The organism is Sphingomonas asaccharolytica NBRC 15499, assembly GCF_001598355.1.
GTDB classification, from domain to species: domain Bacteria; phylum Pseudomonadota; class Alphaproteobacteria; order Sphingomonadales; family Sphingomonadaceae; genus Sphingomonas; species Sphingomonas asaccharolytica.
This window is the reverse complement of sequence record NZ_BCYU01000025.1, coordinates 30,889-55,911: the sequence shown is the minus strand read 5'-3', so window position 1 is coordinate 55,911 and position 25,023 is coordinate 30,889. Positions and strand designations below refer to the sequence as shown.

The 25,023-nt window shown below is 64.8% G+C and carries 26 protein-coding genes; 15 read left to right on the top strand and 11 right to left on the bottom strand.

The window, feature by feature from the left end; translation table 11 throughout:
• Nucleotides 1–371: 371 nt before the first annotated feature.
• The 3 genes from SAS01S_RS09150 to SAS01S_RS09140 are packed head-to-tail and all read right to left on the bottom strand — an operon-like array spanning nt 372 to nt 2,853.
• Nucleotides 372–704, bottom strand: a complete 333-nt coding sequence (locus SAS01S_RS09150; RefSeq protein ID WP_066807361.1) for a 2Fe-2S iron-sulfur cluster-binding protein — start codon at nt 702–704, stop codon at nt 372–374.
• Complete coding sequence (locus SAS01S_RS09145; protein ID WP_066807360.1) at nt 701–1,780, bottom strand: cysteine desulfurase family protein; 1,080 nt, start codon at nt 1,778–1,780, stop codon at nt 701–703. The genes SAS01S_RS09150 and SAS01S_RS09145 overlap by 4 nt, the downstream gene beginning before the upstream one ends.
• A complete protein-coding gene (locus SAS01S_RS09140; RefSeq protein WP_174544953.1) occupies nt 1,777–2,853 on the bottom strand; it encodes a cysteine desulfurase family protein in 1,077 nt (358 codons plus the stop codon). Before SAS01S_RS09140 ends, SAS01S_RS09145 begins: the two co-directional genes overlap by 4 nt.
• Before the next feature lie 101 nt (nt 2,854–2,954).
• On the opposite strand from SAS01S_RS09140, the gene SAS01S_RS09135 reads away from it, so the two are divergent.
• The 12 genes from SAS01S_RS09135 (at nt 2,955) to SAS01S_RS09085 (ending at nt 11,620) form a co-directional block, all read left to right on the top strand.
• Nucleotides 2,955–3,611, top strand: coding sequence for an alpha/beta hydrolase (locus tag SAS01S_RS09135; protein WP_066807358.1), 657 nt, complete (start codon nt 2,955–2,957; stop codon nt 3,609–3,611).
• Nucleotides 3,612–3,706: 95 nt separating this feature from the next.
• The gene (locus SAS01S_RS09130) at nt 3,707–4,069 is read left to right on the top strand and encodes a DUF1049 domain-containing protein (RefSeq protein WP_066807357.1); all 363 of its coding nucleotides are present in this window, start codon (nt 3,707–3,709) and stop codon (nt 4,067–4,069) included.
• On the top strand, nt 4,066–4,740 hold the full coding sequence (gene pyrF / locus SAS01S_RS09125) for an orotidine-5'-phosphate decarboxylase (protein ID WP_066807356.1): 675 nt from the start codon (nt 4,066–4,068) through the stop codon (nt 4,738–4,740). The genes SAS01S_RS09130 and pyrF overlap by 4 nt, the downstream gene beginning before the upstream one ends.
• A 2-nt stretch (nt 4,741–4,742) precedes the next feature.
• Nucleotides 4,743–5,219, top strand: a complete 477-nt coding sequence (locus tag SAS01S_RS09120) for a hypothetical protein (protein ID WP_066807355.1) — start codon at nt 4,743–4,745, stop codon at nt 5,217–5,219.
• Nucleotides 5,216–5,722 (top strand): GNAT family N-acetyltransferase, encoded by a 507-nt coding sequence (locus SAS01S_RS09115; RefSeq protein ID WP_066807354.1) that lies wholly within the window; start codon nt 5,216–5,218, stop codon nt 5,720–5,722. The genes SAS01S_RS09120 and SAS01S_RS09115 overlap by 4 nt, the downstream gene beginning before the upstream one ends.
• 76 nt (nt 5,723–5,798) lie before the next feature.
• The gene (locus SAS01S_RS09110; RefSeq protein WP_066807353.1) at nt 5,799–6,434 is read left to right on the top strand and encodes a phosphoribosylanthranilate isomerase; all 636 of its coding nucleotides are present in this window, start codon (nt 5,799–5,801) and stop codon (nt 6,432–6,434) included.
• A 93-nt stretch (nt 6,435–6,527) separates the two neighbouring features.
• Nucleotides 6,528–7,769: a tryptophan synthase subunit beta gene (trpB, locus tag SAS01S_RS09105; protein WP_066807352.1), complete on the top strand. Its 1,242-nt coding sequence runs from the start codon at nt 6,528–6,530 to the stop codon at nt 7,767–7,769.
• The gene (locus SAS01S_RS22485) at nt 7,766–7,942 is read left to right on the top strand and encodes a hypothetical protein (RefSeq protein ID WP_157082744.1); all 177 of its coding nucleotides are present in this window, start codon (nt 7,766–7,768) and stop codon (nt 7,940–7,942) included. The genes trpB and SAS01S_RS22485 overlap by 4 nt, the downstream gene beginning before the upstream one ends.
• A complete protein-coding gene (gene trpA, locus SAS01S_RS09100; RefSeq protein WP_066807351.1) occupies nt 7,939–8,739 on the top strand; it encodes a tryptophan synthase subunit alpha in 801 nt (266 codons plus the stop codon). Before SAS01S_RS22485 ends, trpA begins: the two co-directional genes overlap by 4 nt.
• Complete coding sequence (gene accD / locus SAS01S_RS09095) at nt 8,736–9,593, top strand: acetyl-CoA carboxylase, carboxyltransferase subunit beta (RefSeq protein ID WP_066807349.1); 858 nt, start codon at nt 8,736–8,738, stop codon at nt 9,591–9,593. The genes trpA and accD overlap by 4 nt, the downstream gene beginning before the upstream one ends.
• A 187-nt stretch (nt 9,594–9,780) precedes the next feature.
• Nucleotides 9,781–11,109, top strand: a complete 1,329-nt coding sequence (locus SAS01S_RS09090) for a bifunctional folylpolyglutamate synthase/dihydrofolate synthase (RefSeq protein WP_066807347.1) — start codon at nt 9,781–9,783, stop codon at nt 11,107–11,109.
• A gap of 67 nt (nt 11,110–11,176) precedes the next feature.
• A complete protein-coding gene (locus SAS01S_RS09085) occupies nt 11,177–11,620 on the top strand; it encodes a DUF6628 family protein (RefSeq protein WP_174544952.1) in 444 nt (147 codons plus the stop codon).
• Nucleotides 11,621–11,635: 15 nt separating this feature from the next.
• Here SAS01S_RS09085 and SAS01S_RS09080 read toward each other — a convergent pair whose 3' ends face one another.
• Together SAS01S_RS09080 and SAS01S_RS09075 are read right to left on the bottom strand one after the other, a co-directional pair.
• Nucleotides 11,636–12,397 (bottom strand): tetratricopeptide repeat protein, encoded by a 762-nt coding sequence (locus SAS01S_RS09080; protein WP_066807342.1) that lies wholly within the window; start codon nt 12,395–12,397, stop codon nt 11,636–11,638.
• The gene (locus SAS01S_RS09075; protein WP_066807340.1) at nt 12,397–14,088 is read right to left on the bottom strand and encodes an AmpG family muropeptide MFS transporter; all 1,692 of its coding nucleotides are present in this window, start codon (nt 14,086–14,088) and stop codon (nt 12,397–12,399) included. Before SAS01S_RS09075 ends, SAS01S_RS09080 begins: the two co-directional genes overlap by 1 nt.
• Before the next feature lie 68 nt (nt 14,089–14,156).
• Here SAS01S_RS09075 and SAS01S_RS09070 point away from each other — a divergent pair, with 68 nt between their 5' ends.
• Nucleotides 14,157–15,293, top strand: a complete 1,137-nt coding sequence (locus SAS01S_RS09070; RefSeq protein ID WP_439646836.1) for an aromatic ring-hydroxylating oxygenase subunit alpha — start codon at nt 14,157–14,159, stop codon at nt 15,291–15,293.
• Nucleotides 15,294–15,425: 132 nt separating this feature from the next.
• Here SAS01S_RS09070 and SAS01S_RS09065 read toward each other — a convergent pair whose 3' ends face one another.
• The 6 genes from SAS01S_RS09065 to rpiA form a co-directional block, all read right to left on the bottom strand.
• Nucleotides 15,426–16,172: an HAD-IIB family hydrolase gene (locus SAS01S_RS09065; RefSeq protein WP_066807336.1), complete on the bottom strand. Its 747-nt coding sequence runs from the start codon at nt 16,170–16,172 to the stop codon at nt 15,426–15,428.
• The gene (locus SAS01S_RS09060; RefSeq protein WP_066807334.1) at nt 16,169–16,993 is read right to left on the bottom strand and encodes a Cof-type HAD-IIB family hydrolase; all 825 of its coding nucleotides are present in this window, start codon (nt 16,991–16,993) and stop codon (nt 16,169–16,171) included. The genes SAS01S_RS09065 and SAS01S_RS09060 overlap by 4 nt, the downstream gene beginning before the upstream one ends.
• Nucleotides 16,990–17,976, bottom strand: a complete 987-nt coding sequence (gene gnd / locus SAS01S_RS09055; protein ID WP_066807332.1) for a phosphogluconate dehydrogenase (NAD(+)-dependent, decarboxylating) — start codon at nt 17,974–17,976, stop codon at nt 16,990–16,992. Before gnd ends, SAS01S_RS09060 begins: the two co-directional genes overlap by 4 nt.
• Before the next feature lie 129 nt (nt 17,977–18,105).
• Nucleotides 18,106–19,218: a transaldolase gene (gene tal, locus SAS01S_RS09050; protein WP_066807330.1), complete on the bottom strand. Its 1,113-nt coding sequence runs from the start codon at nt 19,216–19,218 to the stop codon at nt 18,106–18,108.
• A gap of 90 nt (nt 19,219–19,308) precedes the next feature.
• Nucleotides 19,309–21,381 carry a transketolase gene (tkt, locus tag SAS01S_RS09045; protein WP_066807328.1) on the bottom strand — a complete coding sequence of 691 codons (2,073 nt, stop codon included), beginning with the start codon at nt 21,379–21,381 and terminating at the stop codon, nt 19,309–19,311.
• Nucleotides 21,382–21,482: 101 nt separating this feature from the next.
• Complete coding sequence (gene rpiA / locus SAS01S_RS09040; RefSeq protein WP_066807368.1) at nt 21,483–22,163, bottom strand: ribose-5-phosphate isomerase RpiA; 681 nt, start codon at nt 22,161–22,163, stop codon at nt 21,483–21,485.
• A 201-nt stretch (nt 22,164–22,364) separates the two neighbouring features.
• Between rpiA and SAS01S_RS09035 the strand changes: the two genes are divergently transcribed.
• Together SAS01S_RS09035 and SAS01S_RS09030 are read left to right on the top strand one after the other, a co-directional pair.
• On the top strand, nt 22,365–22,754 hold the full coding sequence (locus SAS01S_RS09035; RefSeq protein WP_066807326.1) for a DUF2946 family protein: 390 nt from the start codon (nt 22,365–22,367) through the stop codon (nt 22,752–22,754).
• Nucleotides 22,755–22,851: 97 nt separating this feature from the next.
• The gene (locus SAS01S_RS09030; RefSeq protein ID WP_066807324.1) at nt 22,852–25,017 is read left to right on the top strand and encodes a TonB-dependent receptor; all 2,166 of its coding nucleotides are present in this window, start codon (nt 22,852–22,854) and stop codon (nt 25,015–25,017) included.
• Nucleotides 25,018–25,023 lie beyond the last annotated feature (6 nt).

Sequence of the window (25,023 nt, the reverse complement as noted above, 5' to 3'; positions counted from 1 at the left end):
CCCGACTCCCGCCGCGCATATGGCGGGATCGGGCGGCGCTTTCAAGCCATTAGACCGCTTCTACCAGCGAACGCGGACTTTGCGGCATGTCCGGACCTTATGGCCATGACGCCAGCGCACCGTGCACACCTTTTTCCACTTCCAACCATGATGTCCGTGGCCCCAGCGCTGGGGCGCAGGCGCCGCACTGGCGGGAGTGACCGGCGTAAGTGCCGACGCGGCGAGAATTCCAGCAGCAACTACAGCGAGAAATTTCATGGCGTGTCTCTCCATGCTTTTTTCGCCCCCCGGCGCATCCAAACGCCTAACATGCAGCGTCCGTTCCACGAACGAAATAATGCTTAGTCACGGTAAAACGGGGATTAAATAGGTCAGCGTCCCTGCATGTTTTTTGCCTCGGGCGGAATACGCACGGTCAGCGTCTCGAGCACCTCGCTCAGCCAGATCTGGCATGCGAGTCGGCTATATCGCGTGGCGCCCGACGCTAGGTCGAGCATGTCCTCTTCGTCCTCGACGGCAGGAGGCAATTTCGCGAAATCCTGGGGATCGACGATCACGTGACAGGTCGAACAGGCCATCTGTCCCTCGCACGTTCCTTCGAGCGGTTCGCCGGCATTCTGCGCCACCTCGAGCAGGCGATCGCCCGGACGCGCCTCGACTTCGCGCGTGGCGCCATCGCGCTCGATGAAGATCACGCGAGTCACGCCGCGATCCTCTGCGCACGGGCGGCGGCGTCGATGCGCTTGAGCGCGTTCACCAATTCCTCCTCGGTCGTATAGCGGCCGAAACCGATGCGGAAGCTGTTGCGGGCCTGGCCAGTGCTTAGTCCAATCGCTTCCAGCACATGGCTCGGCCGCCCCGAGCCGCTGGCACAAGCCGACCCCGCCGAAAAGGCGATATCGCGCAGATCGGACATCAGTCGCGCGACGTCCAGCCCGTCACGGCGAATGTTGAGATTGCCGCGATAGCGGTGCTCGAGCGATCCGTTGACGGTCCAGTCCGCGCCCAGCGTCGAATGCGCGACCGACCATAGCCTCTCGACATGTGCCGTATCCTGGTCACGCTGGCTCGCCATCAGCGCCGCCGCTGCGCCGAAGCCTGCGCATAAGGCAGGGCTGAGCGTGCCTGAGCGCCCCGCCGCTTCCTGTCCGCCACCATGGAGCAATGGCGCCAGCGCAACGCCGTCGCGGATCCACAGCGCGCCAATGCCCTTGGGACCGTGGATCTTGTGCGCCGACAGCGCGATGAGATCGCAGCCCTCCGGAATCGTCACCCGACCATAACCTTGCACTGCATCGCACAGTAACAAGGCGCCCGCCTGTTGCGCCAGTTCGGCCAGTTCGGCGATCGGCTGGATCACCCCGATCTCATTATTGACCAACATCGCCGCGACCAGTTTCACACCGGGCCTGATCGCCGATCGCGCCGCGTCGAGATCGACCAGACCGTCATGGCCAACCGGCAGCACCACCGCGTCACCCGCAGCCTCCGCGGTGTCGAGCACAGCGGCATGCTCGGTGGCGATAGTCACGATCGGGCCGCCGACACCCTTGATCGCCCAGTTGAGCGCCTCGGTCGCGCCTCCGGTGAAGCTGACCGTTCCGCTGGCGGGCAACAGCGCGGCAACCTGCGTCCGCGCAACCTCGATCGCCGCTTTGGCCGCGCGACCGGGGCCATGCGCCGAATGCGGATTGGCATGCTGGTCGCGCAGCCAGGGCAGCATCGCGTCGAGCGCCTCCGGCGCGAGCGGCGTGGTCGCCTGGTAATCGAGATAGATCATGCCGCGCGCGCCAGCGATGCCGCGATCTCACGCCAGATCGCGATGAAGGCGTCGAGCTCGGCGCGCGTGGTCGATCGTCCGAAGCTCACCCGCACCACTTCCTGCGATGCCTGGATATCCCAGCCCATCGCCGACAAGACGTGGCTCGGCTTCATGCTGCCGCTCGCACACGCGCTTCCCGCCGACACCGCGATCCCAGCCATGTCGAAGCGAATCGACTGCGTCGTCGCCGCGACGCCAGGCATGCGGTACGAACCGATCGCAGGATGGCGGAGTGCGCCGGCAAGCACCGGCTCGCCACCCGATGCCTCCATCTCCTTGTCCAGATAGGCACGCAGGTCCGCATAGCGGGCGACATCCTCTGGCTCGCCCAACGCCGCCGCATAGCCGACTATGCCCGGCATATTCTCGGTCCCCGGCCGGTATCCCCGCTCCTGCCCCCCGGTCGGATCGAGCGTTGCAAGGTCGCGTACGAGCAGCGCGCCGACGCCGATCGGTCCGCCGCGCTTATGTGCCGAAAGCGCGACGAAATCGGCGTGTCGCGCCACCTCGCGATCGGCTCCCACCGGCATTTGCGCGGCATCGACCAGCAGCAGATGGCCGCCGGCATGGATCTGTTCGGCCAGTTCGGCGATCGGCTGGCGAATTCCGGTCTCGCTATTGGCCCATTGGATCGCGACGACCGCCCGCCCCTCACCCGCCATCGCGGCATCGAGCGCGGCACGATCGACCAGCCCCGCCGCGTCAACCGGCACCAATGCTATATCGTAAGCCGCGCGCAGAACCGCGTCGTGCTCGACCGCGCTCGCCAATCGGCGCACCACGGCCGAGCGGGTCAGCGCGATCGCCAGCGCCTCGCTCGATCCGCTGGTGAACAGCACTTCGCCCGGCCAGCCATAAGCCGCGGCGATCTGTCCCCGCGCCTTCTCCAGCATCGCCTTGGCCGCGCGCCCCTCTGCGTGTGGCGACGACGGATTGGCCCAGTTCGCGAATCCGTCAGCCATCGCCTCGCGCGCCGCGGGCAACAGCGGCGTGGTCGCGGCATGGTCGAGATAGATACGCTTAGTCGCCAAGGGTCCGACTCGTTCCAATTGCGTGTTGGGGCCTGCTGCCTATATAGCGCGCAACCTTTAGCGCCACACCGGCGCCTCTGCGGCTAAAAGAACAGGACACGATGCCCGAAGTCATTTTTCCCGGCCCCGAGGGCCGTCTCGAAGGTCGTTTCGCCCCCGCGCCCAAGCCGCGCGCACCGGTCGCGATGATCCTGCATCCCCATCCGATGTCGGGCGGCACGATGAACAACCGCATCGTGATCGAGCTCTACAAGACGTTCCAGCGGCGCGGCTTCGCGACCTTGCGCTTCAATTTCCGCGGCGTCGGCAAAAGCCAGGGCGTGTTCGACAATGGCATTGGCGAACTGAGCGACGCCGCCTCGGCGCTCGACTGGGTACAGAGCTTCCATGCCGAGGCCTCGACCACCTGGGTCGCCGGATTCGGATTCGGCGCGTGGATCGGCATGCAGTTGCTGATGCGCCGTCCCGAGATTCGCGGTTTCATCTCGATCGCGCCGCCGGCGAACATGTTCGACTTCACGTTCCTCGCACCCTGCCCCGCATCGGGCATCATCATCCAGGGCGAGAATGACGAGGTCGTCACCCCGATCGCGGTGCAAAAGCTGGTCGACAAATTGCGCACCCAGAAGCACATCACGATCCACCATGACACGATTCCCAAGGCCAACCATTTCTTCGAACACGAAATGGGCGAGCTGATGGGCAGCGTGGACAAGTATCTGGATATGCGGCTCGATCCGAACTCGCCGATTCGGTGAGGCTCGGCGCGCGGCTCCGGTCCTCCCCATCGCCGATGGGGAGGATTGCCGGGAACTCTGGCCAAACTTGACCGGCCCCGCTAGCGTCCCGCTCCATGCAGTTCCTCAAGATCCTCTTCTGGTGCCTGATCAGCTTCGTCGCGGCGATCTTCACGTATGGCAATTGGAGCTGGGTGACGATCAACCTGTGGGGCGGATTGGTCGCGGAAGTGAACCTTCCCTTCATGATGCTGCTTACGTTCCTGGCCGGCGTGGTCCCGACCTGGCTCTATTACCGCACGATCCGCTGGCGCCTGACGCAGCGGCTGACGACCGCGGAGCGCGTGATCGCCGATCTGAAACCAGTGGTGCCGATGGGCGCCGATCCCGGTCCGGTGCTTGCGGCGCCGATCCCGGCGACCACGCCGCCGGCACCGCCCAAGCCGCCGAAACAGCCGCCGCTCGAGCTGACGCCATGACCAGCCGCATCTATGTCGCGCTCGACACGCCCGATATCGACAAGGCGAAGGCGATTGCCGCGCGGGTCCGCCACCATGTCGGCGGGATCAAGCTGGGCCTCGAATTCTTCATGGCCAATGGCCGCCACGGCGTGCTGGAGATGCACGAGCTTGGTCTGCCGATCTTCCTCGACCTCAAGCTGCACGACATTCCCAACACCGTGGGGAAAGCGATCCAGGCGTTGCGCGGGCTCGAGCCGGCGGTGCTGACAGTCCATGCCAGCGGCGGACGCGCGATGCTGGAGGATGCCAAGGCTGCCGCGCCGAGCAATACCAAGGTCGTCGCGGTGACGATGCTGACCAGCCTGGACGAGAACGACTTGCGCGCCACCGGGGTCGACGGGTCGTCGCACGATCAGGTGCTGCGGCTGACCGAGCTGGCGATGGACGCGGGAGTCGACGGCATCGTGTGTTCGGGCGAGGAAGTCCGCGCGGCGCATAAATTATGGCCCAAGGGCTTCTTCGTCGTGCCGGGTGTTCGCCCGGCGAACGGCGCCATCGGCGATCAGAAACGCGTCGTGACGCCGCGCGCGGCTGTCGACGCCGGCGCCTCGATCCTGGTGGTCGGTCGACCGATCACCGGGGCGGAAGATCCCGATCTCGCCGCGCGCGAGATCGGCGCAACGCTCTGATCATGGAGTTGGCGCGCGGAGCGCTGACGGCCGGCCTGCTCGTTGCGGCCGCATTGGGCTTGCCGGCGCAAGCCGCGTCCTATTCCGGCTATATCGTCATGCCGTTCGATCAGGCGAAGGCGCTGCTGTCGCAATGTTCCCGCCCGACGCCTCTGCTGGGCGAGCAAGGTTGGAGTCCTTCACCAAGCGATATCGTGCAGTTCGAAGCGGCACTCCCCAACGCACTGGCCCCGGCAGCTGCCAAACACCCGTTTCTCAAAGCGGTACCCAAGGGCTGGCTGCGCCAATATGTCGGGATGATCCGCAAAGGGCATCGGGTCATCTACGGCAATTTCTTCCCGTCCGGGTTTGACGGCGAATTCAACTATTGGCGTCGCGAGCCCGTCGTCGTTTGCGACGGCGGGGCCGCGTTCTTCGGCGCGGAGTTCGACGCCGATCGCAATGCGATCACCAACATCGAATTCAACGGTTACGCATGACGCCTTTGACTGTTCGACCCGCGGCCATCGATGACCTTCCCGCGCTCCAACCGCTGATCCAACGCGCCTATCGCGGCGACGACGCCCGCGCCGGCTGGACGCATGAAGCTGATCTGCTCGACGGCGAACGGATCGGGGTCGGCGAGTTGGGGGCGATGATCGCCGATCCGGCCGAACGCCTGCTGGTCGGGTTCGATGGCGATCGCATGGTCGGCTGCGTCCGCGTCGCAAATTCAGGCGGCGGGCTCGCCTATCTCGGGCTGCTATGCGTCGATCCCAGGCTGCAAGCGGGCGGCTATGGCAAGCAATTGATCTCCGCTGCAGAAGCCACAGCGCACCAGGAGTTCGCCGCCGACCGGATCGAAATGACGGTGATCGACAAGCGCGCCGAGTTGATCGCCTTCTATGAGCGCCGCGGGTATGCGCAGGTCGGAACGCGCGACTTTCCGGTCCTAGTCGACCCTCCGCTTCACATGGTCGTGCTGGAAAAGCCGCTCGGCTGAGTCCCGCGTCGCCGTCCATTCGCGCCGAGCCACTCCCGCATGGCCATCCGCCCCTCGACGCGTCTATAGCGCCGCCATGTCTCGCGTCACCGCCAAGATCTGCGGCCTCAGCACGCCCGAAACGCTCGATGCCGCGATCGCCGGCGGGGCGAGTCATGTCGGGTTGATGTTCTTTGCGCCTTCGCCGCGCAATTTATCGTTCGATGCGGCCGCGGGTCTCGCCGCCCGCATACCGGCCAGCGTGTCGCGCGTGGGCGTGTTCGTCGATCCGAATGATGCCTTGCTTGAGGCCGCCATTGCCGCCGCCAACCTCGATGCCGTCCAACTCCACAGCACGACGCCTGCCCGCGCTGCGGCGATCAGGGCGCGCATTCCGGTGTGGGTAGCCATCGCGGTCAAGACGCGCACGGACCTGGACAGCGCGCTCAACTATCGAGACGCGGCCGACAAAATCCTGTTCGACGCCAAGACGCCGGACGGCGCGACCCGACCGGGCGGCATGGGAATTCGCTTCGACTGGAGCCTGCTCGATGGGTTCCGGCACGCAATGCCCTGGGCACTGTCGGGGGGGCTCACGCCCGACAACGTGGCCGAAGCCGCAACGCGCACCGGCGCGACCTTGGTCGACGCCTCATCCGGGCTCGAAACCGCGCCCGGCGTTAAGGATGTGGACAAGATCGCCGCGTTCCTTAAAGCGGTCGCGCAATGCTGATGCCGATCCTCCCTGCCCTGCGCATCCCGCAACGATGGCGCTGATCGCTGTTCGAAGCGATTGGACTAATGTTGTGACGAGGAAATAACGGTAATGTCGGACCCTGATCTTTTGTCGAATTCGTATCGTACCCAACCCGATGATCGCGGGCATTTCGGCCAGTTCGGCGGCCGTTTCGTCGCCGAGACGCTGATGCCGCTGATCCTCGACCTCGAGCGCGAATATCGCGCGGCGCAGGTCGACCCCGCCTTCGCGCAGGAATTCGACGATCTGCTCGAACATTATGTCGGCCGGCCCAGCCCGCTCTATTTCGCCGAGCGGCTGACCGCGGCGATCCGCGCGGGATCTGAGCCCGGCAAGGGCGCGCAAGTGTGGTTCAAGCGCGACGAGCTCAACCATACCGGCGCGCACAAGATCAACAATTGCATCGGCCAGATCCTGCTCGCACGCCGCATGGGCAAGACCCGGATCATCGCCGAGACCGGCGCCGGCCAGCACGGCGTCGCCACCGCCACCGTCTGCGCGCGCTTCGGCCTGCCTTGCGTCATCTACATGGGCGCCAAGGACGTCGAGCGGCAGCAGCCCAACGTCTTCCGGATGAAGCTGCTCGGCGCCGAGGTGATCCCGGTCACCAGCGGCGCCAACACGCTCAAGGACGCGATGAACGAGGCGCTGCGCGATTGGGTCGCGAACGTCCACGACACCTTCTACATCATCGGCACCGCGGCTGGGCCGCATCCCTATCCCGAGCTGGTCCGCGACTTTCAGTCGGTGATCGGCAAGGAAGCGCGCGCGCAGATGCTGTCGCGGATCAATCGCCTGCCTGACTTGCTGGTCGCCGCCATCGGCGGCGGGTCGAATGCGATCGGGCTGTTCCATCCGTTCCTCGACGATCCCGACGTACGCATGCTCGGCGTCGAGGCGGCGGGCGAAGGGCTCGAACGCAAGCACGCCGCGAGCCTGGCCGGCGGATTCCCCGGCATACTCCACGGCAACCGCACCTATCTCCTCCAGGATGATGACGGCCAGATCGCCGAAGCGCATTCGATTTCGGCGGGGCTCGATTATCCCGGCATCGGTCCGGAACATGCCTGGCTCAAGGACATCGGACGCGTTGATTACACCTCGGCGACTGACGAGGAAGCACTCGACGCGTTTCAGCTCTTGTGCCGCACCGAGGGTATCATCCCGGCACTCGAACCTTCACACGCGATCGCAGCCGTGACCAAGAAGGCTCGGGAAATGGACGAAAATAAGATCATCCTCGCGAACCTGTGCGGGCGCGGCGACAAGGACATCTTCACCGTCGCCGAAGCGCTGGGGGTGAAGATATGACATTGAATCTGAGACAAGCCGTCACCAGCGCGCTGATCGGCGGTATTGCTGCCGCTTTGGTTGGTGTCGTTCTCCATCATGGCGCATTTGGAAGTAACCAGTTCGCCTTTGCCGCCGCTATAGGCTTAGCCATCGGTGCTTCGCGACTGATCGAGGTCGGGAAAAAGCGATGACCCGCCTCTCCCAAGCTTTCGCCAAGGGCCATCCCGCCCTCGTCGCGTTTGTCACCGCCGGCGACCCCGGGCGGTTCGCTACGGGGCCGATCCTCGACGCCCTCGTCGAGGGCGGCGCCGACGTGATCGAACTCGGCATGCCATTCACCGACCCGATGGCGGACGGCCCCGCCATTCAGGCAGCGAATTTGCGCAGCCTCGCGGCGGGCACGACCACGGCGGACATCCTCGCCATCGCGATGGCGTTCCGTGAGCGTCATCCGACCGTCCCGCTCGTCCTGATGGGCTATGCCAACCCGATGACCCGGCGCGGTGCCGATTGGTTCGCCGAGCGCGCCAAGGAAGCCGGCGTCGATGGCGTGATCTGCGTCGACATTCCGCCTGAGGAAGACGATTCGCTCGGGCCGGCGCTGCGCGGCAATGGCGTCGACCTGATCCGCCTCGCTACCCCGACCACCGACGCCGCGCGACTGCCGACCGTGCTCGAAGGCGCTAGCGGGTTCCTCTATTACGTCTCGGTCGCAGGCATCACCGGCAAGCAACAAGCGGTGCAGGCCTCGATCGAGGAAGCCGTCGCGCGCCTCAAGGCCGCCACCAAGCTGCCCGTTGCGGTCGGCTTCGGCGTCCGCACGCCCGATCAGGCCGCGGCGATCGCGCAGGTCGCCGATGGCGTCGTGGTCGGATCAGCGATCGTCGAACTGGTCGGGCAGCATGGCAAGGATGCGGCCGAGCCGGTGCGCGCCTATATCGCGAGTCTCGCCGGCGCGATCCGCGCCGCCAGAAAGGAAGTGGCATGAGCTGGCTGACCAACGTCCGCAACGCGCTGTCGTACGTCATCCCCAAGAAGGAAAGCCCCGACAACCTCTGGCATAAGTGCAAGGGGTGCGGGCAGATGGTGTTCGCCAAGGAACTGGCCGACAATCTCTACGTCTGCCCCAATTGCGCGTTCCATGAGCGGATCGGGCCGGATGTCCGCTTCGCGCAGATTTTCGACGCCGGTTCGTTCGCGACGCTGACTCCGCCCAAGGTTCAGGACGATCCGCTCAAGTTCCGCGATCAGAAGAAATATACCGATCGCATCAAGGCGGCACGCGCTGCCACCGGTGAGAGCGATGCGCTGATCAACGCAACCGGCACGATCGAGGGCCGCAAGGCGGTAGTCGGCGTCCAGGATTTCGCCTTCATGGGCGGATCGATGGGGCTCGCGGTGGGCGAAGCGTTCGTGCGCGGAGTCGAGGCAGCGATCAGCGAAGGTGCTCCTTATATCATCTTCACCGCGGCGGGCGGCGCGCGGATGCAGGAAGGCATATTGAGCCTGATGCAGATGCCACGCGCGACAGTCGCGATCCAGATGCTCCACGATGTCGGCCTGCCGTATATCGTTGTGCTGACCGACCCGACCACCGGTGGCGTCACCGCGAGCTATGCGATGCTCGGCGACGTGCAGATTTCGGAGCCCGGCGCGCTGATCGGCTTTGCCGGCCAGCGGGTGATCGAACAAACCATCCGCGAAAAGCTGCCCGAGGGGTTCCAGCGCGCGGAATATCTGCTCGACCACGGCATGCTCGACATGGTCACGCCGCGCGCGGAGCTGCGCCCGACTTTAGCGCGGCTGATCGACTATATCGGTGGGCAGCGTAAGGCGGCGTAAACTCCCCTCCCGCTTGCGGGAGGGAACTCACTGCCTTTAACTAGTCAATCATGCCCCCGGCATGATTGAGAAATACGCGGGGCGCATTTCGGCCAGTTGCAGGCAGCGAGTTGGGAGGGCATGTGGCGTCCGTGCTGACTGACACGCCCTCCCCTAACCCCTCCCGCAAGCGGGAGGGGAATTAGAGATGCCCGACCACGCCACCTCCTCCGACCCCGCGGTGCAGCGCCAGCTCGACCGGCTATGGGCGCTTTCGCCCGGCGCCGACATCCTCGGCCTGGAGCGGATCACCGAGTTGCTCGAGCGCATCGGCAATCCGCATGATCTTTTGCCCCCGGTGCTCCATGTCGCCGGGACCAACGGCAAGGGTTCGACTTGCGCCTTCCTGCGCGCGGCGATCGAGGCGGCAGGCTACACGACGCATGTTTATTCGAGCCCGCATCTCGTGCGTTTCAACGAACGTATTCGCCTCGCCGGCCGGTTGATCGAAGATACCGAACTAGCGCCCTTGCTCGAGGAAGTGCTCGACGCCGGCGGCGATATTGGGGCGAGCTTCTTCGAAGTAACGACCGCCGCGGCATTCCTCGCCTTCGCCCGCACGCCGGCCGATGCCTGTATCGTCGAGGTCGGTCTCGGCGGCCGGCTCGACGCGACGAACGTCATCGCGCAGCCAATCGTCACCGGCATCGCCCAACTCGGCATCGACCACGAACGCTTCCTCGGCACGACGATCGAGGACATCGCCGCCGAAAAGGCCGGCATCGCCAAACCGCAAGTGCCGCTGGTGACGATGCGCTATCAGCCGTCGGTCGAGGCGCGGGTCAATGCGGTCGCGCGAACCGCCGGGGCGCCGGTGTCACCCGAAGGCAGGAACTGGTTCTGGGCGGCCGATGACGGCCACCTCGCCTATCGCGACGCCGCCGGGAAGGTGCAGACGCCGCTGCCGGTGCTGGTCGGGCCGCACCAGCCGGGCAATCTCGCCTTGGCGATCGCCATGCTCCATCATCAAAAGACGCTGACCATTCCGCCCGATGCCTTCGTCGCCGCGGCCGAGCACGCGACCTGGCCCGCGCGGATGCAATTGCTCGGCGACGGCCCGCTGACGCGCCTATTGCCGTCCGGCAGCGAGATCTGGCTAGACGGCGGCCACAACGCTGCCGCAGGCGCCAGCGTCGCCGCGGCGTTGCGCGAGGTGCTCGATCATCGCGAGACGGACGGCGCGCACATGATCGTCGGCATGCTGTCCAACAAGGATCCCGCCGGATTGCTGCTGCCGTTCGCCGGGCTGACCAAGAGCTTCCATGCCGTTCCGGTCGGTGGTCATGAATGTCACAGCGCCGAGGTGCTGGGAGCAGTCGCCCGCGACATCGGCATGGCACCGCAGTCTGCGGAGACAGTCGAGGCGGCGCTGCACGCGATCGGCGGCGATGCCAAGGAATCGGTGACGGTGATGATCCTGGGCTCGCTCTATCTGGCGGGCGAATTGCTCGCGGCGAACGGCGAAGCGCCGGCGTGACGAATTATTGCGATTGACTATCAATAGCGAGTTGCCGACTATGCGGCTCCCATCACGGAGTCGCCCCATGGCCCCCACCCTAATGCCCACGTCGCTGGTCAGCGAAGCCCTGCCGCACCGCCTGCCGGAAACCATGGCCGCGCGGCTCCTGCTGCTCGCGATCCGGCGGATGGGTGCGCACGGGCTCAACGACGCCGTTGCCGCCAACACCTTTCTGAGCGCATTCGGTGCGGGGTTCCGCCGGCCGCTGTTACTCGCCCGCGCGTTCATGGCCGAACTCGCCGCGACCTCGACCACGACGATCCCGATCGCGCCGTGCTGTTGTGCTCGGATGACCTGGGCGGAGCAGACGATGATCACCGCGATCGGCCATGCCGAGCGCCGGCCGGAAACCGCGCGCCTGCTGCTGGCGGATTTGATGGCGCAACGCCGTGCCGATGCGATCGTGGCGACAGCGGCGGCCTTGTCAGGAGCATTTGCCGATGCAGGGCTGCCGATCGGCATTCAATAATCCGTAAGCCGTCTGCTACCCCGCCGCTCGCAGCTCGCGCAATTTGTCGGTCGCCCAGCGGTACATGTCACCCTCGGCCTGGCGCTGGTGGCGATCAAGCCGCTTCATCCGATCCTCAACTTCCTCCAGCACGCCCAGCGCCTCGCGCTTGCGGCCGAGCTCGATCAGCAACGCGGCATAGCGGCAACGCGCTTCCTCGCCGGGCATCCGCGTGACGATGTCGCGATAGATCGCCAGCGCGTCGTCCTGCCGTCCGAGATGGTCGTAGATTCGCGCGCGGAGCAGATCGAGCCGATCGCGATCGCTCTGCCCCGATGGCTTGGCGATCGCGTCGATCACCTGTTGCGCCTCGTCGATTTTGCCTTCTTCGAACAGCGCTCTGGCGAGCTTGGTTTCGGTCCGCGTGTCGGGCAGTGGCTGCGCGCCGATCGCCTCGCGATAGAGTGGGATCGCCTCGGCCGGTCGGTTGACCGCCGACAGCGCATCGGCCAGCCGGATACGGTTGGCGATCGTATCCGCCAGCCCCAGCGCGTCGCGTGCCACGCGCACTTCACGCTGGGGATCGATCGCCTTGGCTGCTTGCGCCCGCATCGTACGGACATGGCGATTGCCCTGCATGCCCGGCAGCACTTCGACGATGAAATAGGCAATGCAGCCGACCATCGGGAAGAATACCAAAGGCCAGATCCAGAACGTGTTGCGGCTGTTGCGCACGCAATGCACCACGCAGGCGATCTGGCAGACGATCGTCCCGCCCGACAGGATCAGGAACAGCATCAGGCGGGCTCGCCGGTATTGCCGGCCTCGACCACCGTCGGGATGCGCGATGCACGCCACCATTCGAGCAGGACGAACAGAATGGCGAGCACCCCCACCGCGGCGACATAGCGGAACACGTCGGCATAGCCGTATTTGTCGATCATCTCGCCCGCCATGCCCTTGCCGAGCGATCCGATCAGGAAGGTCAGCGACGACAGCACCGCATATTGGACCGCCGCGAACTTCTTGCTGACGATGCCCGACAGGAACGCGACGAACGCGGCGAGCGCAAGGCCCGTCGAGATATTCTCGTAACTGATCGTCAGCAGCAGTCGCGCCATCCGTTCGTCGCTACCGAGCGCGACCGCGAGCGAGTCGAGCCGGAAGAGATGCAATACGGGGTCGATGTGCGGAGATCCGTCGGCGAGGTCGGCGTAGAGGAAATTGCCGAAGATCGGCAGGATCGCGCCGATCAAGACGGTCGGAAAGCGCCCGATCTTCGCGAACAGATAGCCCCCCAGGCCGACCCCGATGATCGACATGACGATGCCGAACACCTTCGACGCGAACGCCACCTCGTCCTTCGAATAATGCATGAATTCGAGGTAGAAGGGATAAGCAAACGATCCCCAGACATTGTAGCACAGTGCATAGGTCAGGATCAGCCCGATCACGATCAGCACGCCCCAGCCGAGCCGCGCGACGAGGTCGGCGAGCGGCGCGATCAACGCGCCGTAGAGATGGTTCGCGGCGGTCCGCGTCACTGAAACCGTTGTGTCGCGCTCAGCCTGGACGTGGCGTCCCTGCGTCTTCAACCAGTTGAGGAACGCGGCAACGGCGAGCGGCACGAGCACGGTCGCGATCACGATCGCCGGGCCGTGATATTTGAGGAAGTCGGCGGGCGACGGCTTGGTCGCCCCGGCCGGGGTATCGGCCAGCATCGAGATCATGAAGCCGATCAGCGATCCGATTGCCCAGACCCAGCTCAACCCGACGATGAGCAGCGCGATCGCCCGCGTGCCCGGCCTGATCTCGCCAGCTTCCGAAAGCGCCTGCACCGCCTCGCTCGGCACCCGTTTGGTATCCGGAGCGGTGAGCGCGATCAGTAGCATCACGCCCATGACCACCGCCATGACCAGATAGACGGTCGGCCACGACATCCGCGCCGCCATGTAGAGCGCGATCGCGCCGCCGACGATGCTCGCGGTGCGATAGCCAAGCTGGTTGACTGCCGAGAGCAATTCGATCGGCGAATCCTCGTCCGCCACGTCGATGCGCCAGCCGTTGATCGCGATATCCTGGGTCGCGGAGCCGAGCGAGCCGAGAAAGGCGAACATCGCGAAAATGCCGATCTGTTGCGCAGGATCGGTGACGACGATCCCCAACAAGGCGACGATCATCAGCGCCTGGCACAATATGATCCAGCTCTTGCGGCGGCCGAGCTTGGCGAGCACCGGCAATTGCAGGCGATCGACCAACGGCGACCACAGGAAATTGAAGGCATAGGTCAGGCCGATCCACGACAGCACGCCGATCGTCGCCATCTTGACCCCGACTTCGCCCAGCCAGGCAGTCAGCGTGCCGATCAACAGCGCATTAGGCAGCCCCGACGAGAAGCCAAGCGCGAGCATCGACGCCGATTTGCGCGTGCGAAGCGCAGCGACGAACAGCCGCCACCCCTTGGGACGTGTCACCACGGTACCGCTCATTCAGGCTTGCTCCCCATGCTCTTAAGGGAGACACTAAACACAAAAATCGGGAGAGGAAGCCCATGAACGTGGCGACCAGGATCGCTCCGACCGCGGGGCAGCTCGCGCTGGCGAAGAAACTGGCCGAAGGTGGCGAGCGGCGCGGCGGCGGGATCACCCATGTCGACGCCGCCGCCTATACCGATCCGGCGCGGTATGAGGCCGAACGCAGCAAGATTTTCGACAAGCGCCCGCTGGTAATCGCCCCGTCCGCACTGCTTCCCGATCCGGGCATGGCGGTCCCGCATGATGGCTATGGCAAGCCGCTGCTGATCACGCGCGACCGTGAGGGCCAGGCGCACGTCTTCATGAACGTCTGCCGCCATCGCGGCACGCGGCTGGTCGAAGGTCAGGAACCGGCCTGCGCCGCGCGCCTGGTCTGCCCCTATCATGCCTGGACTTATGCGCTCAACGGCACGCTGCTCGCGCTGCCGCGGACCGACGCCTTTCCCGATCTCGACAAGAGCGAGTACGGGCTCCGCCGCCTGCCGACCTGCGAAGCGGGCGGCCTAATATGGTTCGCGTTCGACGAAGGTGCGGATTTCGCCGAGCCGGAAACGCTTGGCCATGATTTCGACGCGTTCAATCTCGCCGGCCAGCATCTGTTCCGCCGCCGCACCCACGATGTCGCCGCGAACTGGAAACAGATCATGGATGCCTTCCTCGAAAGCTATCACGTCCAGCGGCTCCATGCCGCGACGATCGGTCCGTTCTTCAAGGATGGCGTCGCCTCGGGCGACATGATCGGCGCGCACCAGCGCTCCGCGGTCGGTCGCGACGTGTCGGCGGACGATTGCGCCGCGGAGGACTGGCCGACATTGCGCCGCGCGATCACCTATACCTACCAGATGTTTCCGGCGACGGTGCTGGTGGTCAGCCCGGATTACATGAACCTGATGACGCTGATGCCGCGCGGCGTCGACCGCGTGCTGGTCGAGGATTTCATGCTGATCCCCGAGCCCCCCGCTACCGACAAGGCGCTGGCGCATTGGGAAAAAAGCTGGAATTTGCTCGACGGCGGCGTGTTCGGCGCGGAGGATTTCCGCGCGGCGGCTTTGTGCCAGGAAGGGCTGATGTCGGGCGCGATCGACCGGCTGACCCTGGGAAGCATGGAGGGCGGGATTCGTCTGTTCCACGACGCGGTGGAGAAGGCGTTGCGCGATTGACTGACGATCGTCATGCCGGGCTCGTCCCGGCATCCACCGTGCAACAATTCCCGATCGGGAGGATGGCGCGGTGGATCCCGGCACAAGGCCGGGATGACGGTGTGCGCTAGGACAGACCCAGCTCTCCCAAAATCAGCCCTTCAAAACCGTCGCGACGGTCGAAATCACCAACCGCGTCTGCTCGATCTCGTCGACCTTGATCGTGTCGAGCCCCATTTCTTTGGCGGGATAGTCGTTACCGCCGGGATAGATCGCATCGCCGATGAACAGCACTTCGCTCGCATCGACCCCCGCGACCGGCAGCAGCTTCTTCAGCCCATATTGCTTGTCGACGCCCTTGCGGGTGATGTCGATCGAGGTCGATCCGCCGATATTGATCGACAGATCGGGGAGCGCTGCGCGTAGCCGTTTCTGCAGTGCTTCGCGCTTCGATCGATCGGCATCCCACGCGTTCTTCGCGACCAACGGCGCGTCCTGGCCCAAGCCGGAAAAGGTGATCTGGCTACCGCGATCCTCGATCCGGTCGCCCCAGGTCTGCCCCTCGTCCAGGCCCTCCGCCTTCACCGCGTCGTCGAGTGCGGTCTCGATCTGTTGCCGTTCGGAGTCGGAGAACAACTCGGCATAGATCGGCTTCCACTCGCCGGACCAGCGGTAGAGCTTGGTCCCCGTGGTCGGCTGAATGAAGAGATTCTCGAGCTTGGCCCGCTCCGGCAGCCGCGAGACGACCTGTTTCTCGAATTGCGGCCAGTCGCCGCCCGAAATGATGTCGACCAGACAAACGTCGAGCAAATCCGCGATCCGCCCCGCCATGTCCTCGTCGAGCGGCTGCTTGCTGAGTGCCAATGTGCCGTCGAGGTCGAACGCGACCAGTTTCTTCATGCCGCCGCCCGCGCCAGCAGGAACGCCTCGATCGCGTGCGCCACGCCGTCTTGCTCGTTGCTCGACGAGACGAAATCGGCGGCGGACTTCACCGTGTCCGGCGCTTGTCCCATCGCCACCGACATGCCGGCGCGCGCGAACATCGCGACGTCATTGTCCATGTCGCCGAACACCGCGACATGCGCGAGATCGACGCCCAGGATAGCGGCGAGCTCCGTCACGCCATCACCCTTGTTGGCGTGGGTGTCGGTGACGTCGAGATAATAGGTCTGGCTCTGCCCGATCGTCGCGCGCGCGCCGAATTGCGCAACGCCGCGAGCGGCGAGATCCTTCAGCACCGGCGGGTCATCGCTGACGAAGGTTATCTTATCGGCACAGTCATAGAGGTCGCTGAAATCGTCGCGCAGGATCGGCTCCTGGTTCGAGGCGACACGTTCATGCTCGACATGCACGCCTGCCAGGCTGGAAGCATACCAATGGCCATCGGCGAACACCCAGCGATCGACCGCCACGCCCTCGGCCAGCGCGAACATGCCGCGCACGACCTCGGGGTCGATACCGTGCCTGGTGATCACACTGCCGTCCGGGCGGAAGACGATACCGCCGTTGATCGCTGCCAAGGGAATATCGATCCCCAGCGGCGCGATCAGCGGCAACACGCCCGACACCGGACGCGCGCTGATCAGGGTGAAAGCGACGCCCGCCTCACGCAGACGATGCACCGCGGCGATGACCTGCGGGCTCAGCGACTTGTCCTTGCGCACCAGCGTGCCGTCGACGTCCGAAATGACCAGCCGGACCGCCGGACCGACCTGAGTCACTGCGGCATCTCCACATGCCCGCCGAACCCGAAGCGCATCGCCGACAGCAATTTGTCGCCATAGGTGTGCTCGACACGGCTGCGATAGCGCGCGAACAAAGCCGCGGTCAGCACGTGCGCGGGCACGGCTTCTTCCATTGCCGCTTCGATCGTCCAATGCCCCTCGCCCGAATCGGCGACGCGGCCGGTAAACTGGTCGAGCGCCTGGTCCTTGGCCAAGGCCTGTGCGCACAGATCGAGCAGCCAGGACGAGATCACCGATCCGCGCCGCCATACCTCGGCAATATCGGTGAGGTTGAGATCGAAGCGCTCGTCCTCGGGCAGCTGCTCGGAGACCTTGCTCTTGAGGATGTCGAAGCCCTCGGCATAGGCCTGCATCAGGCCGTATTCGATGCCGTTATGGACCATCTTGACGAAATGCCCCGCACCGGCGGGGCCGGCATGGATATAACCCTTCTCCGCCCGCGGATCCTCGCCTTCCTGCGCCATCCGATTGGGCGTCCGCGGGATTGTGCCGACGCCGGGCGCGAGCGTGTCGAAGATCGGATCGAGATGGCGCATGACGTCGTCGTCACCGCCGATCATCATGCAATAGCCGCGTTCAAGACCCCAGACGCCGCCCGAGGTGCCGACATCGACATATTTCAGGCCCTTTTCGGCCAGCGCCTTGGCGCGGCGGATATCGTCCTTGTAGAAGGTATTGCCGCCGTCGATGATGATGTCGCCCGGCGAGCAGAGCCCGGTCAGCGTCTCGATCGTGGTTTCGGTCGGCGCGCCCGCCGGCAGCATCACCCAGAAAATGCGCGGGCTGTCGAGCTTGCCCGCCATCTCCTCCAGCGACCCGGCGCCGATGCCGCCATCGGCGACGATTTCCTTCACCGCTTCGGGCGCGCGATCGTAGACGACCGTCTCATGCTTGCCGCGCATCAGCCGCCGCGCGATGTTGCCACCCATGCGGCCAAGGCCGATGATTCCGATTTTCATGTGAATCTCCTGAAGCGCTGATCTTACCTCGACGTCGCCCCGGCCTTGTGCCGGGGTCCAACTATCCACGGGCGATATCGCGTGAGGCCCGCTGGGTGCCGGGACAAGCTCGGCAGGACGATGGCGAAATCAGGTCGCTTCGGCCGGATGCTTGGCCGCGATCGCACCGAGCAGATCGTCGAACGCCTTGGAGAAAGACGCGACGCCTTCCTCGACCAGGGTTTCGGTCACTCCCTGCAGGTCGAGCCCCAGCCGTTCGGCCTCGGCCAGCACGTGCCTCGCCCCGTCCAGATCCTGGGTCAGCGTCTCGGCGGCGGTGCCGTGATCGCGGAACGCATCGAGCGTCTTGGGCGGCACCGTGTTGACGGTGTCGCGGCCGATCAGCGAGTCGAGATAGAGCACGTCCGAATAATCGGGGTTCTTGGTCCCGGTCGAGGCCCAGAGCAGCCGCTGCGGCATCGCACCCTTGGCGGCGAGCGCCTGCCAGCGGTGCGACTGGATGAAGTCCTGATACCAGGCATAAGCCGCTTTGGCATTGGCGATCGCCACCTTGCCCTTGAGCGCCTTGGCTTCCTCGCCACCAGTGCCCGCGTCGATCGCGTCGTCTATCTTGGTGTCGATGCGGCTGACGAAAAAGCTCGCGACGCTGGCGATACGGTCGATCGCCTCGCCGCGCGCGGCGCGTTTCTCGAGACCTTCGACGAATGCCAGCGCGACCGATTTGTAGGCCTCGATCGAGAACAACAACGTCACGTTGATGTTGATGCCCTTGTCGATCGACGTCGCGATCGCCGGGACACCCGCCGGCGTTCCGGGGATCTTGACCATCAGATTGGGCCGATCGACCGCCTTCCACAGCCGCTCCGCCTCGGCGGCGGTGCCGTCGGCGTCGTTGGCAAGATAAGGCGATACTTCCAGGCTGACATAACCGTCCTTGCCGCCCAGCCGGTCATAGACCGGGTGCAGCGTGTCGGCGGCCGCCTGGATGTCCTGGATGGCGAGATGCTCGTAGCGCGCCATCGCCGACGCGGCCGGATTGGCCTTGTCGAATTCGGCGAGCTCGGCGTCATAGGCGTTGCCATGTCCCATCGCCTTCTCGAAGATCGACGGGTTGGAGGTCACGCCGGTGACGCCGTCTTCCTCGACCAGCTTCTTCAGGCCGCCTTCGGCGAGCAGTTTGCGGTCGATAAAATCGAGCCAGATCGCCTGACCGAGTTTTTCCAGATCGTTGATCCGTCCCATTCGTCTTTCCTTCTGCCCTTCTGCGTCACCCTAGCGAAAGCTGGGGTCTCATGCGGTCCGAGATCCCAGCGTTCGCTGGGATGACGGCTGCTATTTCGCCAACAATGCCTTCGCCGTTTTCACCACGTTCTCGACGGTGAACCCGTATTTGTCCTGCAATCCCGCAAGTGGGGCCGACGCGCCGAAGGTCGACATGGTGATCGTCGAACCCTTCGGACCGACATAACGGTCCCAGCCCATTTCGCCGCCCATCTCTACCGCGAGACGCGCGGTAACGCCCGCCGGCAGCACGCTTTCGCGATACGCCTGATCCTGCAGTTCGAACCGGAACCAACTCGGCATCGACACGACGCGCGCCGCGACCCCTTCGGCCTTGAGCTGCTCATAAGCCCTGGTTGCCAGGCTGACTTCCGATCCGCTCGCGATCAGGATCACTTGCGGATCTTCGCTGTCGGCCAGCACATAGGCGCCCTTCGCAACGCCGTCGGCGCTAGCATAGGTCGACCGATCGAGCGTCGGCATCGCCTGACGCGACAGAACGAGCGCGGTCGGGTGCCCGCCATCGGTCATCAGCGCGCGCCACGCCGCGGCGACCTCATTGGCGTCGCCCGGACGAATCGTGTCGATCCCCGGCGTCGCGCGGAGCATCGCCAGTTGCTCGATCGGCTGATGCGTCGGGCCGTCCTCGCCGACGCCGATCGAATCATGGGTGAACACCCAGATCGAGCCCAATTCCATCAGCGACGACAGCCGCACCGGCGGACGCATGTAATCGAGGAACACGAAGAAGGTCGAACCGTAAGCACGCAGGTGCGACAGCGACATGCCGTTGACCACCGCACCCATGCCGTGTTCGCGCACGCCGAAATGGAAGTTGGTGCCACCATAATTGTCCGGCTCGAACGACGGCGCGTTCTTGATGTCGGTCTTGGTCGATGGCGCAAGGTCGGCCGATCCACCGAGTAGCCACGGCACCTTGGGCACGATCGCGTTGAGCACCTTGCCGCTCGAATCGCGCGTCGCGAGACCCTTTTCGTCAGGGTCGAAAGTCGGGATGTCGGCATCCCAGCCATCGGGCAAGCGATCCGACAGGATCAGATCGAGTTCCTTGCCGAGATCGGGATAGGCCGACTTGTACTTGGCGAAGCTGGCTTCCCATTCCTCGCGCAGCCGACGGCCGCGGCCGGCGATCGCCTGGTTGAAATGTTTCTCGACGCCGTCGGGAACGTAGAAATCCTTTTGCGGCCAGCCATAGGCCTCCTTGGTCGCCTTGACATTGTCGACGCCGAGCGGCTCGCCATGCGCCTTTTCGCTGCCGGCGCGTGGGGAACCCCAGCCGATCACGGAATGGACGACGATGAAGGTCGGGCGGTCATCGGTCTTGCGGAACGTCTCGAGCGCCTGCGCCATCGCCGCGCAATCATTGGCGTCGTTCACATGGATGACGTTCCAGCCATAGGCCTGGAACCGCTTGCCGACATCCTCGTCGAACGCGAGTGCGGTGTCGCCCTCGATCGAGATGTGGTTCGAATCGTAGATCCAGCAGAGGTTGGACAGCTTGAGGTGCCCGGCAATCGACGCCGCCTCGGCCGAAACGCCTTCCATCATGTCGCCATCGCCGCACAGCGCATAGACGTCGTGATCGAACAGCGTGAACCCGTCCTTGTTATAGCGCGCCGCGAGCCAGCGCTCCGCGATCGCCATGCCGACCGAATTGCCGCAACCCTGCCCGAGCGGACCGGTCGTGGTTTCGACGCCGGTAGTGTGGCGATATTCGGGATGGCCCGGCGTCTTCGAGCCGAGCTGACGGAAATTCTCGATATCGTTGAGGCTGACCGCTTCCTTGCCGGTCTTCTTGCCCGTGCCATCGACTTCCTCGATCCCGGCCAGGTGGATCAGCGAATAGAGCAGCATCGAGGCGTGGCCGACCGACAACACGAAACGATCGCGATTGGGCCAGGTCGGCGTCGAGGGATCGTAGCGCAGAAATTGCGACCACAAAGTATAGCCGACCGGTGCCAATGCCATCGGCGTGCCGGGATGGCCGGAATTGGCCTTTTGCACCGCATCCATCGACAAGGTGCGGATCGTATCGATGGTCAGGCGCTCGATCGAGCCGTCCTCTTTGAGCTGATCCACGTCGGCGGTCTGGGTATCGGACATTCTCTTTCAGGCTCCCGCTTCGGGTGGACGAACGCGCAGGCCGCATCGCGGTTGCGCCATTTCCATGCCCTATATGGGGAGCCTTGCGCGCATGCCACCCGTCAGGTGGTATTGCGTTCCATTTTCGTAACGGTTCCCCGATCGGCGATATAGGCGGCGTCGACTTCGCGCAGGAACAGGCCATGGCCCATCACGCCGGGAATTGCCTGCAACGCGACCGCGAGACCGGCCGGATCCGGGAATGACGCGAAGTGGCAGTCGAAAATGATATTGCCCTGATCGCTGCGCCACGACCCCTCGTCCGCCATGCGCAAGACGGGTTCTGCTCCCAGCGCGGCGAGGCGGGCAGCGACGAAGCCACGCGCGAAGGGCAGCACTTCGACTGGAAGCGGCGCGGTACCGAGCCGCTCGACCTGTTTCGAGCCATCCGCGATCACCACCATCCGCTCGGACGCTGCGGCGACGATCTTTTCGCGCAGCAACGCCCCGCCCGCCCCCTTGATGACGCGCAAGGCTGGGTCGATCTCGTCGGCGCCGTCGATCGTCAGGTCTAGCCGCGACGTGCGCGCGAATCGCCCGATCGGGATGCCGGCATCCCGCGCCGCTTGCTCGGTCGCAATCGAGGTGGCGAAAAATATCGCCTGACGGAGCTCGGGTAAGCGCGCGGCGATCGCGCGGATCGCGAACGCCACAGTCGATCCGGTGCCGATCCCGACCAGCATGCCGTCACGGATTTCAGCGACCGCGTCCTCGGCGGCGATCCTCTTGTCGTCGTCGATCATGAAGGCGGGCGTAGCGCGAAACCGCGTGTACGGAAACGGCCGGTTCATCGTCGGCGTGGCACGGTCATAACCCAGTGGAATGGTGCACCGCAACGAAACGGCTTGATTCATGTAACAATGCAACATAGCAGGGCGACCGCAACCAGTTCGTCTAACGACCGGCCGGAGATCATGGCGACTAAAGCAAGGCGTATCGGCAGCATGTCGCGCCCGCCCCGTTCGGGACGGCGGCTTGGTGCTGGCTGGGTCGCCGTGCTGCTCGCCATACTGCTGGCCTTTTCGTGGCAGAGCGTCGTTGCGCAGACCCACAACCATTTCGCCAGCGCACCGATCTCGACCGCCGCTGGTGGGACAAATGTGGCCGCGGCGTCCTCGTCGGACCGAAACTCCCCGTTCGATTCCCCGGCGAGTTGTCCGATCTGCCGGGAAATCGCGCAGAGCGCCGCATACCTGCCGCCGGCGCCGATCGTCCTTCCGGCTCCTCAGGCGATGCTTGTCTGGCTGGTCGTCGGCATCGCCTTTGGACTGATTCTCGAACGGCGCTCGCTCGGCTGGCATAGCCGCGCACCCCCGGCCCAACTCCAGGCCTGACACTATCGCCGCGACGCGAAAGCACGACATCGTGCCCAGTCGCGTCCCGCGGATTCCGCCGTGAATTCGCGACCAAGGTTCCCGGAGTTTATTGTAAATGCGACATTTCCTCATGCTTGGCGCGGCATCGGTCGCGCTGCTTCCCGCGATTGCCCGCGCCCAGGATGCGCCGGCCAGTCAGTCCCCGGCGGCCCCTGCCCCGACGCCCACGTCTTCCAACCAGCCCGGCGATATCGTCATCACTGCGCAGCGGCTCGACGCCGCGCGCGACGCCATCCTCCCCTCGCTCGGCGCCAGCGCTTACACGGTCGACAAGGCGATGCTCTCCAAGCAGCCTGGCGGCGTCAATGTCAGCCTGGTCCAGATCCTGTCGCAAGCACCCGGCGTGACGCTCGACAGCTATGGCGCGGTGCACGTCCGCAACGAGCACGGTAACCTCCAATACCGCCTGAACGGCGTGATCGTGCCGGAGAGCATCTCGGGTTTCGGCCAGACGTTCGACCCCCGGATCGCCGACTCGGTCGAGCTGATCACCGGCACCCTGCCGGCGCAATATGGCTATCGCACGTCGGGTGTGGTCAGCCTGAAGACCGGCACCGGCGGGTTCAACAATGGCGGCGATGTCGGCTTTTACGGCGGCAGCCGGAACACGCTCAATCCCAGCGCGTCGATCCACGGATCGGACGGATCGCTGAGCTATTTCGCCTCGGGCAGCTATTTGCAGAACGATCTCGGCGTCGAAAACCCGATTGCGACGCGCGACGCGATCCACGACCGCACGCGGCAGTACCGAGCGTTCGCCTATGTTTCGGACATCGTCTCCTCGACCAGCCGCATCACCGCGTTCGGCGGCACCTCGATCGGCTATTTCCAGATTCCCAACAATCCGGGCCAGACGCCGGCCTTCATTCTCAATGGGCAGTCGTCTTTCGATTCGGCCAAGCTCGACCAGAACCAGCGCGAGATCACGCATTATGGCGTGCTCGCCTACCAATATGCCGGCGGGGCGCTCAATTTCCAGGTCGCGCCATTCGTGCGTTATTCGCAGACCCGCTTCACGCCCGATCCGCAGGGCGGCGACCTCATCTTCACCGGCGTCGCCGATCGGTCGCGCCTGTCGAGCCTGACCGCTGGGATCCAGGCCGATGGAAGCTACAAGCTATCCGACACGCACATGCTGCGCTTCGGGCTGTTCGTCCAGAACGAGCGGACGCGGTCGCTGGTGACTTCGCGCGTGTTCCCGGTCGACGGAGCCGGCAACCAGACCTCCGACGTGCCGATCACGATCACCGACAAAGGCGGCCGCAACGGCCAGCTTTATGGCATCTATCTCCAGGACGAATGGTCGCTAACTCCCAGGCTGACGCTCAACTACGGCGTCCGCTTTGACGCGGTCAGGGCCTATACGCAGGAGCAACAGGTCAGCCCACGCGTCAATCTGGTCTGGAAGCCGAGCGACGGCACGACTTTCCATCTCGGCTATGCGCGCAACTTCACGCCGCCACCGCAAGAGCTGATCGCGGCCCCGACGCTCGCCCTGTTCAACGGCACGACCAAGGAACCCGAGATCGCGACCGCCGACCCGGTCCGTGCCGAGCGCGAGCATTATTTCGACGCCGGGCTGGAGCAGAAGCTGCTGCCGGGCCTCAAGATCGGGCTGGACGCTTATTACAAGATCAAGCGCAACCTGCTCGACGAGGGCCAATTCGGCACCTCGCTGGTGTTGTCGCCGTTCAACTACGCCAAGGGCTATGCCTGGGGCGTCGAGCTCAGCGCCAATTACACCAAGGGGCCATTCGACCTCTACGCCAACGTAGCGCGCGGTGAGGAGAAGGGTCGCAATATCGTCTCGAGCCAATATTTCTTCGCGCCTGACGAGCTGGCTTACATCTCCAACCATTACATCTTCACCGACCATTCGCAGAACTGGACGGCGTCGGGCGGCGCCAGCGTGACGATCCATGATGGGATCGGCACGCTCGTACCCGCGGTCGACTTCCTTTATGGCGACGGCCTGCGCGCGGAGGATCCCGCGGGCATCGTCCCCAATGGCGGCAAGCTGCCCTCCTATGTAACCGCCAATGTCGGCATCGCGCAGAATCTAGATGGCCCGGGCGTACTCAAGGGGCTGTCGATCCGCTTCGATGTCGTCAACCTGTTCGACAAGAGCTACCTGATCCGCGACGGCTCAGGCGTCGGCGTCGGCGCCCCGCAATATGGTGCACGGCGCGGGTTCTTCGCGGGCATCAGCAAGAAGTTCTGACCGAGC

Excerpts from the sequence above, each read along its gene's own strand:
- trpA (WP_066807351.1), top strand. The coding sequence starts at position 7,939 with ATGACCCGCCTCTCCCAAGCTTTCGCCAAGGGCCATCCCGCCCTCGTC.
- tal (WP_066807330.1), bottom strand. The coding sequence starts at position 19,218 with ATGGGACGGATCAACGATCTGGAAAAACTCGGTCAGGCGATCTGGCTC.
- accD (WP_066807349.1), top strand. The coding sequence starts at position 8,736 with ATGAGCTGGCTGACCAACGTCCGCAACGCGCTGTCGTACGTCATCCCC.
- SAS01S_RS09080 (WP_066807342.1), bottom strand. The coding sequence starts at position 12,397 with ATGCTGTTCCTGATCCTGTCGGGCGGGACGATCGTCTGCCAGATCGCC.
- SAS01S_RS09085 (WP_174544952.1), top strand. The coding sequence starts at position 11,177 with ATGGCCCCCACCCTAATGCCCACGTCGCTGGTCAGCGAAGCCCTGCCG.
- gnd (WP_066807332.1), bottom strand. The coding sequence starts at position 17,976 with ATGAAAATCGGAATCATCGGCCTTGGCCGCATGGGTGGCAACATCGCG.
- SAS01S_RS09110 (WP_066807353.1), top strand. The coding sequence starts at position 5,799 with ATGTCTCGCGTCACCGCCAAGATCTGCGGCCTCAGCACGCCCGAAACG.
- SAS01S_RS09035 (WP_066807326.1), top strand. The coding sequence starts at position 22,365 with ATGTCGCGCCCGCCCCGTTCGGGACGGCGGCTTGGTGCTGGCTGGGTC.
- SAS01S_RS09075 (WP_066807340.1), bottom strand. The coding sequence starts at position 14,088 with ATGAGCGGTACCGTGGTGACACGTCCCAAGGGGTGGCGGCTGTTCGTC.
- SAS01S_RS09065 (WP_066807336.1), bottom strand. The coding sequence starts at position 16,172 with ATGAAGAAACTGGTCGCGTTCGACCTCGACGGCACATTGGCACTCAGC.
- pyrF (WP_066807356.1), top strand. The coding sequence starts at position 4,066 with ATGACCAGCCGCATCTATGTCGCGCTCGACACGCCCGATATCGACAAG.
- tkt (WP_066807328.1), bottom strand. The coding sequence starts at position 21,381 with ATGTCCGATACCCAGACCGCCGACGTGGATCAGCTCAAAGAGGACGGC.
- SAS01S_RS09135 (WP_066807358.1), top strand. The coding sequence starts at position 2,955 with ATGCCCGAAGTCATTTTTCCCGGCCCCGAGGGCCGTCTCGAAGGTCGT.
- SAS01S_RS09120 (WP_066807355.1), top strand. The coding sequence starts at position 4,743 with ATGGAGTTGGCGCGCGGAGCGCTGACGGCCGGCCTGCTCGTTGCGGCC.
- SAS01S_RS09115 (WP_066807354.1), top strand. The coding sequence starts at position 5,216 with ATGACGCCTTTGACTGTTCGACCCGCGGCCATCGATGACCTTCCCGCG.
- SAS01S_RS09145 (WP_066807360.1), bottom strand. The coding sequence starts at position 1,780 with ATGATCTATCTCGATTACCAGGCGACCACGCCGCTCGCGCCGGAGGCG.
- rpiA (WP_066807368.1), bottom strand. The coding sequence starts at position 22,163 with ATGATCGACGACGACAAGAGGATCGCCGCCGAGGACGCGGTCGCTGAA.
- SAS01S_RS09130 (WP_066807357.1), top strand. The coding sequence starts at position 3,707 with ATGCAGTTCCTCAAGATCCTCTTCTGGTGCCTGATCAGCTTCGTCGCG.
- trpB (WP_066807352.1), top strand. The coding sequence starts at position 6,528 with ATGTCGGACCCTGATCTTTTGTCGAATTCGTATCGTACCCAACCCGAT.
- SAS01S_RS22485 (WP_157082744.1), top strand. The coding sequence starts at position 7,766 with ATGACATTGAATCTGAGACAAGCCGTCACCAGCGCGCTGATCGGCGGT.
- SAS01S_RS09090 (WP_066807347.1), top strand. The coding sequence starts at position 9,781 with ATGCCCGACCACGCCACCTCCTCCGACCCCGCGGTGCAGCGCCAGCTC.
- SAS01S_RS09030 (WP_066807324.1), top strand. The coding sequence starts at position 22,852 with ATGCGACATTTCCTCATGCTTGGCGCGGCATCGGTCGCGCTGCTTCCC.